The sequence below is a fragment of the Variovorax sp. 01N425 genome (assembly GCF_056399465.1).
On the sequence record NZ_JBFTRJ010000003.1, the window covers coordinates 373,385 to 386,405 of the forward strand.

General features: G+C 68.9%; 10 protein-coding genes. 9 read left to right on the plus strand and 1 reads right to left on the minus strand.

What is annotated here, in order from left to right; genetic code table 11:
• Positions 1-103 precede the first annotated feature (103 nt).
• The 4 genes from AC1DSC_RS07355 to hpaI are packed head-to-tail and all read left to right on the plus strand — an operon-like array spanning position 104 to position 4,954.
• On the plus strand, positions 104-1,099 hold the full coding sequence (locus tag AC1DSC_RS07355) for a tripartite tricarboxylate transporter substrate binding protein (RefSeq protein WP_012747086.1): 996 nt from the start codon (positions 104-106) through the stop codon (positions 1,097-1,099).
• Positions 1,099-2,622 (plus strand): UxaA family hydrolase, encoded by a 1,524-nt coding sequence (locus tag AC1DSC_RS07360; RefSeq protein WP_018902915.1) that lies wholly within the window; start codon positions 1,099-1,101, stop codon positions 2,620-2,622. The genes AC1DSC_RS07355 and AC1DSC_RS07360 overlap by 1 nt, the downstream gene beginning before the upstream one ends.
• Before the next feature lie 22 nt (positions 2,623-2,644).
• Positions 2,645-4,114, plus strand: coding sequence for an NAD-dependent succinate-semialdehyde dehydrogenase (locus tag AC1DSC_RS07365; protein WP_018902916.1), 1,470 nt, complete (start codon positions 2,645-2,647; stop codon positions 4,112-4,114).
• A gap of 36 nt (positions 4,115-4,150) precedes the next feature.
• Positions 4,151-4,954, plus strand: a complete 804-nt coding sequence (gene hpaI, locus AC1DSC_RS07370) for a 4-hydroxy-2-oxoheptanedioate aldolase (protein WP_018902917.1) — start codon at positions 4,151-4,153, stop codon at positions 4,952-4,954.
• A gap of 25 nt (positions 4,955-4,979) precedes the next feature.
• Here the strand turns inward: hpaI and AC1DSC_RS07375 are convergent, their stop codons facing one another.
• Positions 4,980-6,035: a LacI family DNA-binding transcriptional regulator gene (locus AC1DSC_RS07375; protein ID WP_012747082.1), complete on the minus strand. Its 1,056-nt coding sequence runs from the start codon at positions 6,033-6,035 to the stop codon at positions 4,980-4,982.
• Between the two features lie 125 nt (positions 6,036-6,160).
• Between AC1DSC_RS07375 and AC1DSC_RS07380 the strand changes: the two genes are divergently transcribed.
• Genes AC1DSC_RS07380 through AC1DSC_RS07400 form a run of 5 tightly spaced genes read left to right on the plus strand, consistent with a single transcriptional unit; the run spans position 6,161 to position 12,312 of the window.
• The gene (locus tag AC1DSC_RS07380; RefSeq protein WP_436289130.1) at positions 6,161-7,189 is read left to right on the plus strand and encodes a TRAP transporter substrate-binding protein; all 1,029 of its coding nucleotides are present in this window, start codon (positions 6,161-6,163) and stop codon (positions 7,187-7,189) included.
• A 6-nt stretch (positions 7,190-7,195) separates the two neighbouring features.
• Positions 7,196-9,103 carry a TRAP transporter large permease gene (locus AC1DSC_RS07385; protein WP_436289129.1) on the plus strand — a complete coding sequence of 636 codons (1,908 nt, stop codon included), beginning with the start codon at positions 7,196-7,198 and terminating at the stop codon, positions 9,101-9,103.
• Positions 9,104-9,140: 37 nt separating this feature from the next.
• Positions 9,141-9,680 carry a VOC family protein gene (locus tag AC1DSC_RS07390; protein WP_018902920.1) on the plus strand — a complete coding sequence of 180 codons (540 nt, stop codon included), beginning with the start codon at positions 9,141-9,143 and terminating at the stop codon, positions 9,678-9,680.
• Complete coding sequence (locus AC1DSC_RS07395) at positions 9,677-10,948, plus strand: ribulose-bisphosphate carboxylase large subunit family protein (RefSeq protein ID WP_436298343.1); 1,272 nt, start codon at positions 9,677-9,679, stop codon at positions 10,946-10,948. The genes AC1DSC_RS07390 and AC1DSC_RS07395 overlap by 4 nt, the downstream gene beginning before the upstream one ends.
• On the plus strand, positions 10,948-12,312 hold the full coding sequence (locus AC1DSC_RS07400) for a four-carbon acid sugar kinase family protein (RefSeq protein ID WP_436298342.1): 1,365 nt from the start codon (positions 10,948-10,950) through the stop codon (positions 12,310-12,312). Before AC1DSC_RS07395 ends, AC1DSC_RS07400 begins: the two co-directional genes overlap by 1 nt.
• The last annotated feature ends 709 nt before the right edge of the window (positions 12,313-13,021 follow it).

Genomic DNA, 13,021 nt, shown 5'->3' on the forward strand with positions numbered 1-13,021 from the left:
CCTCCGGGCTATGAAGCGAGTCCGCTATTTCATTGGATTGCAATGATTGTCTACTGAAGAATGCGCCCAGCTTTCTCGAACAACAATCGTCGGAGACATACGCATGACCTTGCATCGCACCCTGCAGCGGCGCCAACTGGTGCTGGGCGGCCTTGGCGCCGCCGCGCTCGCCACCGCCACCGGCCGCGCCTTTGCGGCCGACTATCCGGAACGCCCCATCACCTTCATCTGCCCGTGGCCCGCCGGCGGCACGGCCGACCGCTCGATGCGCGCCATCTGCCAGATTGCAGCGCGCGAACTCGGCCAGCCCATTGCGCTGGAGAACCGCGCGGGCGCCTCGGGAATGATCGGCACCAAGGCGCTGGCCTCGGCCCGGCCGGACGGCTACACCATCGGGCAGATCCCGATCTCGGTGACGCGCTTCGCGCAGATCGGCACCGTGCAGATCGATCCGCTCAAGGACCTGAGCTACCTCGCGCGCACCTCGGGCCAGACCTTCGGCATCGCGGTGCCGGCCAGTTCGCCCTTCAAGTCGCTGCGCGACATGGTGGCGCAGGCCAAGGCCAAGCCGGGCGTCGTCAGCTACGCGCATGCGGGCGTGGGCGGCGCCACCCACGTGGGCATGGAGCAGTTCGCGCAGGCGGCCGGCGTCAAGTTCAACGCCATTGCCTACAAGGGCGGCTCGGCCGCGCTGCAGGACGTGCTGGGCGAACAGGTCGACATGCTGGCCGACAGCAGCTCCTGGGCGCCGCACGTCGAAAGCGGCAAGCTGCGGCTGCTCGCCACCTGGGGCGAGGCGCGCACGCCGCGCTTCAAGGACACGCCCACGCTCAAGGAACTGGGCTACGACGTGGTGGTGGAAGCACCCAACGGCATCGGCGCGCCGCGCGGCCTGCCGCCCGCGGTGGAAAAGAAGCTGCGCGATGCGTTCCGCGTGGCCGTTGCCAGCGAGGAATTCAAGAAGGTGGCCGACAGCATCGATGCGCCGGTCATGTACCAGGACGGCCCCGAGTACCGCAAGTACGTCGAAGCCGTCTACCGCCAGGAGACCGAGCTGATCCGCAAGCTCAATCTCAAGGAACTGATGGAGAAAGGTTGATGGCCGACAGCCCCCTGCTTCGCCTGCACCCGCACGACAACGTGCTGGTTGCCAAGACACCCATCGCCCTCGGCGAAACGATTGCCGAGTTTGGCGTGCGGGCGCGCGCGCAGATTCCCGCGGGGCACAAGATTGCGTCGCGCGCCATTGCGGCCGGCGAGCAGGTGAAGAAGTACGACACCGTCATTGGCGTGGCTTCGCGCGACCTCGAGGCGGGCGACTACGTGCACAGCCACAACCTCACGCTGGTCGACTCCTACCGCGACCCGGCCTTCTGCCAGGACCTGCGGCCGGTGGCCTACGTGCCCGAGGCCGAGCGCGCCACCTTCATGGGCTTTGTGCGGGCCGACGGCCGCGTGGGCACGCGCAACTTCATCGGCATCCTGTCGTCGGTCAACTGCTCGGCCACTGTCATCAAGCGCATCGCGGCGCACTTCACGCCCGAGCGCCTGGCGGCCTTTCCCAACGTGGACGGCGTGGCCGCCTTCGCGCAGACCAGCGGCTGCGGCATGTCGTCGCCGAGCGAGCACTTCGACGTGCTGCGCCGCACCTTGGCCGGCTATGCGCGCCATCCCAACCTGGCCGGCGTGCTGATCGTGGGCCTGGGCTGCGAGCGCAACCAGGTCGATGCGCTGGTCGACTCGCAGGGCCTGCAGCAGGGCCGCCTGATGCGCACGATGGTCATGCAGGAGGTGGGCGGCACGCGCCAGACCATCGAGGCCGGCATCCGCGCCGTGGAAGAAATGCTGCCCGAGGCCAATGCCGCCGAGCGCACCCGCGTGGGTGCCAACCACCTGAAGATCGGCCTGGAGTGCGGCGGCTCCGACGGCTTCTCGGGCATCACGGCCAACCCGGCATTGGGCGCGGCCATGGACGTGCTGGTGCGCCACGGCGGCACCGCCATTCTTTCGGAAACGCCCGAGATCCACGGCGTCGAATTCATGCTCACGCGGCGCGCCGCCACGCCCGAGGTCGGCCAGAAGCTGCTCGACCGGCTGGCCTGGTGGGAGCGCTATGCGGCCGGCCAGAACGCGCAGTTCAACGGCGTGGTCGGGCACGGCAACCAGGCCGGCGGCCTCGCCAACATCTTCGAGAAATCGCTCGGCTCGGCCATGAAGGGCGGCACCACGCCGCTGCAGGCCGTGTACGAATACGCGGAGCCGATCGACCAGGCCGGCTTCGTCTTCATGGATTCGCCGGGCTACGACCCGGTGGCCGTGACCGGACAGATCGCGAGTGGCGCGCAGCTGATCTGCTTCACGACCGGGCGCGGCTCGATGTTCGGCAGCAAGCCCGCGCCCACCATCAAGCTGGCCAGCAACACGCCGATGTTCAAGCGCCTCGAGGAGGACATGGACATCAACTGCGGCGTGGTGCTCGACGGCGAGCTCTCGGTGCCCGAGCTGGGCCAGCGGATCTTCGAGCAGATATTGCGCCATGCCTCCGGCGAGCGGACACGCAGCGAAGCGCTGGGCCTGGGCGACCACGAGTTCGTGCCGTGGCACCTCGGCATCGTGAGTTGACCTTCTTTTGATACCGACGGACATGCCTCTCAATCTCACCCGCCCCGACCTGCAGCGCACCGCCAACTTCATCGCCGGCGAATGGTGCTCTGCCGCCGGCCGCACGCTCGACGTGACCGATCCCGCCACCGGCGCGCTCATCGCGCAGGTGCCCGACTCCGGCGCCGATGCAGCCCGTGCCGCCGCCGATGCCGCGCACGCCGCCTTCCCCGCCTGGCGCCGCACGCCGGCCAAGCAGCGTGCGCAGATCCTCAAGCGCTGGAACGACCTGGTGCTCGCGCATCAAGACGACCTCGGCCGCCTGATCTCGCGCGAACAAGGCAAGCCTCTGGCCGAAGGCATCGGCGAGGTCGCCTACGCCGCGAGCTACATCGAGTGGTTTGCCGAAGAGGCCACGCGCGCCAATGGCGACGTGATTCCCGCGCCCGTTCCGGGCCGGCGCATGTTCGCCATCAAGGAGCCGGTCGGTGTGGTGGCCGCGATCACGCCCTGGAATTTTCCGGCCGCGATGATCGCGCGCAAGATCGCGCCGGCGCTGGCCGCGGGCTGCACCGTGGTGTGCAAGCCGGCCGAGGACACGCCGCTCACCTCGCTCGCGCTGGTGGCGCTGGCCGCGCAGGCCGGCGTGCCCGCGGGCGTGCTCAACATCGTGACGGCCTCGCGCGAGCGCACGCCCGAGGTGGTCGACGCGTGGCTGGGCGATGCCCGCGTGCGCAAGATCACCTTCACCGGATCGACGCCGGTCGGCAAGCACCTGGCGCGCGCCTCGGCCGACACGCTCAAGAAGCTGTCGCTCGAACTGGGCGGCAATGCGCCCTTCATCGTGTTCGAGGATGCCGACCTGCACGCCGCGGTCGACGGCCTGATGGCCGCCAAGTTCCGCAACGGCGGCCAGACCTGCGTGTGCCCGAACCGCGTGTTCGTGCACGAGGCCGTGCATGACGAGTTTGCCGGGCTGCTCGCGGCCCGTGTCGGATCGCTGCGCGTCGGTCCGGCCAGCGACCCCGCTTCGCAGATCGGCCCAATGATCAATGCGCGTGCCATCGAGAAGATCGAGCGCCATGTGCAGGACGCCGTGGCACGCGGCGCACGCGTGCTCGCGGGCGGCGCGCGGCTGCCCGCGCTCGGGCCGAACTACTTCGCGCCCACCGTGCTGGTCAACGCCGACGCCACCATGGCCTGCGCCTGCGAAGAAACCTTCGGCCCCGTCGTTCCGCTGACGCGCTTCGCCAGCGAAGCCGAGGTGGTGGCCCAGGCCAACGACACGCCCTTCGGCCTGGCCGCGTACTTCTACTCGCGCGACGTGCGCCGCATCTGGCGCGTGGCGGATGCGCTCGAAGCCGGCATCGTCGGCATCAACGAAGGCGCACTGGCCGCGGAGGCCGCGCCCTTCGGCGGCGTGAAGGATTCAGGCTACGGCCGCGAAGGCTCGGTGCACGGCCTGGACGACTACCTGCACACCAAATACGTCTGCCAGGGCCAGCTCGACTGACGCCGCGCCTACGCCCCACACATCAACGGAAAAAACATGCCCGCCCTCAACGCCTTCAAGACAGCCCTGGCCGCCAAACAACCGCAGATCGGCCTCTGGCTTTCGATGGCCGACCCCTACATGGCCGAGGTGAGCGCCACCGCCGGCTTCGACTGGCTGCTGATCGACGGCGAGCACGCGCCCAACGACCTGCGCTCGACGCTGGCCGCATTGCAGGCCGTGGCGCCCCACCGCGCCCAGCCCGTGGTGCGCGCGGTGCAGGGCGACACGGCGCTCATCAAGCAGCTGCTCGACATCGGCGCCAAGAACCTGCTGGTGCCCATGGTCGACACGGCCGAACAGGCGCGCGCGCTGGTGTCGGCCACGCGCTATCCGCCGCTGGGCATCCGCGGCGTCGGCAGCGCGGTGGGCCGCGCCTCGCAGTGGAGCGCGCGCACCGACTACCTCGACATCGCCGATGCGGAAGTCTGCCTGCTGGTGCAGGCCGAAACCGTGGCGGCGCTTGCCAACCTGCCGCAGATCTGCGCGGTGGACGGCATCGACGGCGTCTTCATCGGCCCGGCCGACCTGGCCGCGTCGATGGGCCACCGCGGCCGGCCCGGCCACCCCGAAGTGCAGGCCGCCATCGAGGCCGCCATGCGCACCATCGTGGCCTCGGGCAAGGCCGCGGGCACGCTGACCTCCGATCCGAAGCTGGCCCGGCGCTACCTGGAGCTGGGCTGCAGCTTTGTTGCGGTGGGTGTCGACGTGCTGCTGTTCGCGGGCGCGGCTCGCAAGCTCGCGGCCGACTTCAGCGGCGCGCCGCCGGCCGAAGAGCCCGCGCCGCGCGCGGCCTACTGATCGAAGGCTTAAGCGCGAGAAAAACCTAGGGCAGGTTCTCGCGGAAGATCACCTGGCTGCGCGTGGTTTCCACGCCGCTGAGCGCCTCGCGCCCGTCGCGCAGGTTGGCAAAGATGCGCACGCAGCTCATCAGCGTGGTGTGCGGGCTTTGCGTGATCACCGCGTCCATGCTGCCGTCGATCAGCAGCGTGCGCGTGTCGGGCGTGAGCCCATGCCCGATGAACACCACCTTCTGCTCGCGCCCCGCCTCCTTCAGCGCCCGCGCCACGCCGTCGGATGCGCCGCCGATGTTGTAGATGCCGCCCATGTCGGGGTATTGCTCCAGCAGCGCGCGCGTCTGCCGGTAGTTCTTGCCGGCATCGTCCTGGCCTTCGCGCAGGCCCACCACTTCGAGCCGCGGAAACATCTCGTCGATCACGTGCAGGAAGCCGGCCTCGCGCTCTTCATGGGCCTTGTAGCTCAGGCTGCCCGCGATGAGCGCGACCTTTGCGGCGCGCGCGCCGATGAAGCGGCCGATGAGGTAGCCCGCGGTGCGGCCGGCCGCGCGGTTGTCCAGCCCCACGAAGGCGGCGCGCTCGGAGTTCGACAGGTCGGAGATCAGCGTGACCACCGGCAGCCCGCGCGCCGCCAGCGCCGCCACCGCCTCGCGCACCGCGGGGTGCTCCAGCGCCATCATCGCGATGCCGTCGCAACGCTGGCCATGCTTGCGCAACGCGTCCGCCAGCTCGTGCGGATTGAAGCTCTCGATGAACACCGTGCGGCATTGCACGTTGAACGGCGCCCAGTGCTCCTGCGAATAGCCCACCATGTCGCCCAGCATACGAATGAAGCGGTTGGTGCCGGCCGGCAGCAGGAACACCAGCCGCAAAGGCGGCGGCGTGAGCGCGGCATAGAGCTCGGGGCCCGGCAGGTAGTCGAGCTCGCCCGCGGCCTTGAGCACGCGCTGCACCGTGGCGTCGCGCACGCCGGGGCGGCGGTTGAGCACGCGGTCGACGGTGGCGGTCGACACCTGCGCGGCCCGCGCGATGTCGACCACGCGCGCACGCCGCGCATCGGCAGGAGGTGAAGGGTTATCCCGCATACATCAAAAACCATCAAGATCGAGTTTGACCCGGATCATGCATGCTTTTATCTTCGCTGTGGCTCGAATCCAATGGTGCATCAGATTGCATCAACCGCATTCCGAAGATCCTGGAGACAAAAGACATGACCTCGCTCACTCGCCTGAACCGCCGCGGTGCCTTGCGCACGCTTTCCGCCCTCCCCGCCGCCGGCATCGTGTCGGCCCTGCCGCGCATCGCGCGCGCCGCGGAGTTCTCGTACAAGTACGGCAACAACCTGCCGCTCAGCCATCCGCTGAACATCCGCGCGCAAGAGGCGGCCGACCGCATCGCCAAGGAAAGCAAGGGCCGGGTCGAGATCAAGATCTTCCCTAACAACCAGCTCGGCGGCGACACCGACATGCTGGCGCAGGTGCGCTCGGGCGGCATCGAGTTCTTCACGCCCTCCGCGCTGGTAATTGCCACGCTGGTGCCGGTGGCCGCCATCAACGCGGTGGGCTTTGCGTTCAACGACTACGCGCAGGTGTGGGGCGCCATGGACGGCAAGCTCGGCGCGCATGTGCGCGGCGCCATCGCCAAGTCGCGCCTCTACGCTTTCGAGAAGATGTGGGACAACGGCTTTCGCCAGACCACCAGCAGCAAGGCGCCGGTCACCAGCGCCAAGGACATGGACGGCCTGAAGATCCGCGTGCCCGTGAGCCCGCTGTCGATCTCGATGTTCAAGGGCCTGGGCGCCGCGCCCGCGAGCCTGCAGTTCAGCGAGGTGTACTCGGCCCTGCAGACCAAGATCGTCGATGCGCAGGAAAACCCGCTACCCATCATCCAGGTGGCCAAGCTGTTCGAGGTGCAGAAGTTCTGCTCGCTCACCAACCACATCTGGGACGGCTACTGGTTCATTGCCAACGGCCGCGCATGGGACGCCCTGCCCGACGACCTCAAGACCATCGTCGCGCGCGCCATCAACGACGCCGGCATGCAGCAGCGCGAAGACATCAGGAAGCTCAACGAATCGGTGGTCGGCGACCTGCAGGCCAAGGGCCTCAGCATCAACCGCCCGGTGGCCGAGAGCTTTCGCGCCAAGCTGCGCGAATCGGGCTTCTACGGCGAGTGGAAGGGCCGCTTCGGCCCCGAGGCGTGGGCGCTGCTCGAAGGCGCCGTCGGCAAGCTGGCCTGAGCGGCCATGGTGCATGAATCCACTTTCGAGGCGGCGCCCCTCCTGCACGGGGACGTGGGCGCCGGGCCGTCCGCCAACGCGCTGAGCGGCATCGCGGGGCGCGTCGACCGTGTGCTCGGCGGCCTGGTCGAGGCCGCGGCCGCGCTGCTGGTGCTGGCCGAGATCTGCGTGCTGTTCGCGGGCGTGGTGTCGCGCTATGTGTTCCACGCACCGCTGGTGTGGTCGGACGAGCTCGCGTCCATCCTCTTCCTGTGGCTCTCGATGCTGGGTGCGGTGGTGGCGCTGCGCCGCGGCGAGCACATGCGCATGACGGCGCTGCTGCAGAAGGTGCAGCCCTCGACCCGCGCCATGCTCGACGCCTTTGCCATCGCGGCTTCGGTCGCCTTCCTGGTGCTGATCGTCTGGCCCTCGGTCGACTATGCGCACGAAGAATCGTTCATCGTCACGCCCGCCTTGGAGATCAGCAACGCCTGGCGCGCCGCGGCCATTCCGGCCGGCATCGCCATCATGCTGGCGATGGCGCTGCTGCGGCTCGTGCGCGTGTGCACCGGGCGGCAGATTGCCGTCGCGGTGCTCGGCATGGCAGCGCTGGTGGCGGCCTTCTGGCTGGCGGCGCCGGTCTTTGCCACGCTCGGCAAGTTCAACCTGGTGATCTTCTTCGTGGTGGTGGTGGCGGCCACCGTTCTCTCAGGCGTGCCCATCGCGTTCTCTTTTGCGCTGGCCACCTTCGGCTACCTGGCGCTCACCACGCGCACGCCGCTCTTGGTGATGGTGGGGCGGCTGGACGAAGGCATGTCGCACCTGATCCTGCTTGCGGTGCCGCTCTTCATCTTCCTGGGCGCGCTGATCGAGATGACGGGCATGGCGCGCGCCATGATCCAGTTTCTTGCGAGCCTGCTGGGCCACGTGCGCGGCGGCCTCTCGTACGTGCTGATTGGTGCGATGTACCTGGTGTCGGGCATCTCGGGCTCCAAGATCGCCGACATGGCGGCCATTGCGCCCGTGCTGTTCCCCGAGATGGTCAAGCGCGGCGCCAAGCCCGGCGACCTGGTGGCGCTGCTGTCGGCCACGGGCGCGCAGACCGAGACCATTCCGCCGTCCATCGTGCTCATCACCATCGGCTCCGTCACGGGCATCTCGATTGCGGCGCTGTTCACGGGCGGCCTGCTGCCGGCCGTGGTGCTGGGCGCGGCGCTGTGCATCGTGGTGTGGTGGCGCTACCGGCGCGAAGACCTCCGCGGTGTGCAGCGCCACAGCAAGCGCGAGATCGGCAAGCTGCTGCTCGTGGCGCTGCCCGCGGTGCTGCTGCCCTTCGTGATCCGCGCCGCCGTGGTCGAGGGCGTGGCCACGGCGACCGAGGTGTCGACCATCGGCATCGTTTATTCGGCCATCGTCGGGCTGGTGGTGTACCGGCAGTTCGACTGGAAGCGGCTCAAGCCGATGCTGGTCGACACGGCCTCGCTCTCGGGCGCGATCATCTTCATCGTTGGCTGCGCCACCGCCATGGCCTGGGGCCTCACGCAGTCGGGCTTCTCGCAGGACCTGGCACGCGTCATGGGCGCGCTGCCGGGCGGCGCCTACGGCTTCCTGGCGGTGTCGATCGTCGCCTTCATCGTGCTGGGCAGCGTGCTCGAGGGCATTCCGGCCATCGTGCTGTTCGGGCCGCTTCTCTTTCCCATTGCCAAGGCCGCGGGCGTGCATGAAGTGCACTACGCCATGGTCGTGATCTTTGCGATGGGCATCGGCCTGTTCGCGCCGCCCTTCGGCGTGGGCTACTACGGCGCCTGCGCCGTCAGCAAGGTCAGCCCCGACGAAGGCATCAAGCACATCTGGGGCTACATCGCCGCCATGCTGGTGGGCCTGGTGATCGTGGCCGCGTTCCCGTGGTTCTCGACCGGTTTTCTCAAGTTCTGATCACAACAACACACTCACATCAACGGAGCCAACCGCAATGAGTCGATTCCTCGGCGAGATTCGCCAGCTGGGCTATGTCGTGCACGACATCGAGGCCGCCATGGACTACTGGAGCACCACGCTGGGCGTGGGCCCGTGGTTCTACAACCCCAAGGTGCCCATCAAGAACTACCGCTACAACGGCCAGGCGCACGAGCCCCACAACTCGGTGGCGCTGGCCAACTCGGGTTATGTGCAGGTCGAGCTGATCCAGACGCGCAACGACGTGCCCTCGATGTACCGCGACTTCCTGCAGGCCGGCCGCACGGGCCTGCAGCACGTCGCCTATTGGACGGCCGACTACGACGCCGACCTGGCGCGCCTCACCGCGCAGGGCTTCAAGCCCGTGATGAGCGGCGAGGTGGGCGAGCGCGGCCGCTTCATCTACTTCGACACCGAGTACCACCCGGGCACGGTGATCGAGCTGTCCGAAGTGGCGGGGCCCAAGGGCAAGATGTTCGACCTGATCCGCAGCGCCTCCGAAGGCTGGGACGGCAGCGAGCCGGTACGGCCCTTTCCTGACCTGAGCAAGCTGTGACCGTGGCCGAACGCATCCGCGCGCGCTACCTCGTCGAGACGCCGCTCGACCCGGCCGCCGTGGCCGAGGTGATGGCCGGCGAACAATCGTGCGGCACCTTCACGCGCGTCGAGGGCGAGACCGATGCGCTGCGCGAACGTGCCCGCGCCACGGTCGAGGCGGTCACCGAGTTGGCGCCCGCCGAGGCACCGAGCCTGCCCAATGCACTGCTGGAGCGCAAAGGCACGCGCGGCCCATGGCGGCGTGCGCACATCGACATCTCCTTTCCCGTGGCGAACATCGGCGCCAACCTGCCGACGCTCGCGGCCACCGTGTCGGGCAACCTCTACGACCTGGGCGAAGTCACGGGCCTGCGGCTCGAATCGCTGCAGCTGCCGGCCGCCTACCGCGCCCAGTTCGAAATGCCGCGCGCCGGCATCGCGGGCACGCGGCGCATCACCGGCGTGGCAAGCGGCGCGCTGGTCGGCACCATCATCAAGCCCAACGTGGGGCTGTCCGCCAGCGAAACCGCCGAGCTGGTCGCCAGGCTCTGCGCCGCGGGCGTCGACTTCATCAAGGACGACGAGGTCTGCGCCAACCCTGCGCACGCCCCGCTCGCCGAGCGCGTGCCCGCCGTGATGGCCGTGGTGCGCGCGCACCAGCAGCGCACCGGCAAGCACGTGATGGTGGCCTTCAACATCACCGACGAAACCGATGCGATGAAGCGGCATGCCGACCTCGTCGAGCGCGAAGGCGGCTCGTGCGTCATGGCCAGCCTCAACTGGTGCGGCCATTCGGGCATGCAGACGCTGCGCCGCCACACCGGCCTGGCGCTGCACGGCCACCGCAACGGCTACGGCGCGCTGTCGCGCCATCCGCTGCTGGGCATTTCGTTCCAGGCCTACCAGACGCTCTGGCGGCTCACGGGCGTCGACCACATGCACGTGCATGGCCTGCAGGGCAAGTTCTCGCAGCCCGACAGCGAAGTCATCGAATCGGCGCGCGACTGCTTCACGCCGCTCACCGATGCTGCGGACGACCGCGTGATGCCGGCCTTCTCGTCCGGCCAGTGGGCCGGCACCGTGCCCGCCACCTGGGCCGCCATCGGCAGCGACGATCTGCTCTTCATGGCCGGCGGCGGCATCCTCGCGCATCCCGATGGCGCGGCGGCCGGCGTCACCAGCATCCGCCAGGCCTGGTCGGCCGCGCGTGCCGGCACCGCGCTGCAAGAAGCCGCCCGCGGCGCGCCCGAGCTGGCGCGCGCGCTGGCCTTCTTCGGCAAGCCGTGATGCCAGCCACGCAAGCGCCGGCCATCGTCTACTACGGCGACGATTTCACCGGCGCCACCGACACCCTCGGCACCGCCGCGCGCGCCGGCCTGCGTGCCCTGCTCTTCCTGAAGACGCCCGACGCCGCGCGGCTCGCGCAGGCCGGGCCACTCGACGTGCTGGGCATCGCGGGCGCCGCGCGCGCCATGGCGCCCGAAGCCATGCGGGCCGAGCTGGCCCCGGTCGCCGCGCTGTTCCGCTCGCTCGGCGCGCGCGTGCTGCACTACAAGACCTGCTCCACCTTCGACAGCGCGCCGCACATCGGCTCCATCGGCGCGGCCATGCGGGCACTGCGCGGCGCCGTCGAACAGCCCTGGACCGCGATCGTCGGCGGCCAGCCCAACATCGGCCGGCACTGCCTGTTCGGCAACCTGTTCGCCGCAGCCGGCGCCGGCGGCGAGGTGTTCCGCATCGACCGCCATCCGACGATGAGCCGGCATCCGGTCACGCCGATGCATGAGGCGGACCTGAGGCTGCACCTGGCCAAGCAGGGCCTGGCCGGCGTGCGCTCCATTCCTTTCACGGCCGCGTCGCAGGGGCCGCAGGTGCTCGGCGAGACACTGCAACGCGCGCTGCGCCCGGACGCCGGCAACACCGCCGAAGCCGTGCTGTTCGATGTGGCCGATGCGCCGCAGCTCGCCGCCATCGGCCAGGTGCTGTGGGCCGAAGCTGGGCGCGCCACGCTGCTGGCCGTGGGGCCGAGCAGCGTGGTCGATGCGCTGGCCGGCGCACTCGGCACACGAGCCGGTGCGCAAGCGGACCCACACCGTACGGGCCCAGCGCGCAGCCCCGTGCTGGTGCTTGCCGGCAGCCTCTCGCCCGTCACCGCGCGCCAGGTGGCGGCGGCGCACTCATTCGACACCGTGTGGCTCGACGCGCCGCGCCTTGCGCAGCGCGACGCGGCCACGCTGGAGCGGCATGCGCGCGAGATCGCGCAGGGCCTCGCCCGCGGCCGCAACGTGCTGGCCTGCACCCGGCCCGCCGAAGAGGCGCCCCCCGAGGCCGACAACGAGGTCGACGCCCAGGCCCTCTCGCGCGCCGGCGGCGACCTGCTCGCCAGGGTGCTGGCCATGGCGCCGCTCCAGCGCGTCGGCATTGCCGGCGGCGACACCTCGAGCCACGCCGTGCAGGCGCTCGACGCCTGGGGGCTTTCCTATGTGGCCGACATGGGCGCCGGCGCGTCGCTGTGCCGCGTGCACAGCGACGATGCCGCGCTGGATGGCATGGAGATCATGCTCAAGGGGGGCCAGATGGGCTCGGAGGATGTGTTCGAGCGGCTGGTGCATGGCGATGCAGGCAGCGCCGTCTCGTCACGCAATTGTTGAAACAAAACAATTCAATGGTAATAACCGATTTACAGCAACCAAGTTGCAATTGTCAAACATTTTGAAATTGCAGAGCAAAAGTTCTAATTCCGGGCTAAGTTTCTGCCTGTAACACCAAAATAGCCTCGGTACAGCGGCCCGCCACCTGCCCCGCCTCCCCTGTTTTAGGTACCTGTTTCCCTCTGTGCAGTGGTAAGATCGGCCCCGTTGACTAGGGTAACAATGCGCAATCGCCGGTTACTATCGGTTGTCGACGCTGTCGCTCACTTCCAAGCTTCATCCGAACGGGGAAAAACTCAATGAAACATAGTCACCTGATCGCAGCCATGGCTCTTGCAGCCCTGGCCTCTGCGCCGGCCCTTGCACAACAACTGCCTGTGCCCCCGACAACCGCCGCTGATGCCGTTCGCGCTGCTGGCGGTGGCGGCCTGACCACCCAGCAAATCGGTGCGGCAGCTGGCGGCGGCGTGCTGTTGGCAGCGGCTCTCGGCGGTGGCGGCGGCGGTGGTGGTGGCGGTTTCATCATCCCCGGTGGCCCTGGCGGCACTGGCACCACCGGTACCACCGGCACCAGGTAATGATCGGAGCCCTCCGCAAGGGGGGGTTCCCAGCGAGATTCCAAAGCACCGCCAGCGCGGTGCAAAAACTAGGATGTTGCGTACTCGCATCATCCTTTTTTTTGGGCGGATGCTCCTCGGGCTCCTCGGCA

Coding starts and splice junctions, on each gene's coding strand:
- AC1DSC_RS07355 (WP_012747086.1), top strand. CDS start 104: ATGACCTTGCATCGCACCCTGCAGCGGCGCCAACTGGTGCTGGGCGGC.
- AC1DSC_RS07360 (WP_018902915.1), top strand. CDS start 1,099: ATGGCCGACAGCCCCCTGCTTCGCCTGCACCCGCACGACAACGTGCTG.
- AC1DSC_RS07365 (WP_018902916.1), top strand. CDS start 2,645: ATGCCTCTCAATCTCACCCGCCCCGACCTGCAGCGCACCGCCAACTTC.
- hpaI (WP_018902917.1), top strand. CDS start 4,151: ATGCCCGCCCTCAACGCCTTCAAGACAGCCCTGGCCGCCAAACAACCG.
- AC1DSC_RS07375 (WP_012747082.1), bottom strand. CDS start 6,035: ATGCGGGATAACCCTTCACCTCCTGCCGATGCGCGGCGTGCGCGCGTG.
- AC1DSC_RS07380 (WP_436289130.1), top strand. CDS start 6,161: ATGACCTCGCTCACTCGCCTGAACCGCCGCGGTGCCTTGCGCACGCTT.
- AC1DSC_RS07385 (WP_436289129.1), top strand. CDS start 7,196: ATGGTGCATGAATCCACTTTCGAGGCGGCGCCCCTCCTGCACGGGGAC.
- AC1DSC_RS07390 (WP_018902920.1), top strand. CDS start 9,141: ATGAGTCGATTCCTCGGCGAGATTCGCCAGCTGGGCTATGTCGTGCAC.
- AC1DSC_RS07400 (WP_436298342.1), top strand. CDS start 10,948: ATGCCAGCCACGCAAGCGCCGGCCATCGTCTACTACGGCGACGATTTC.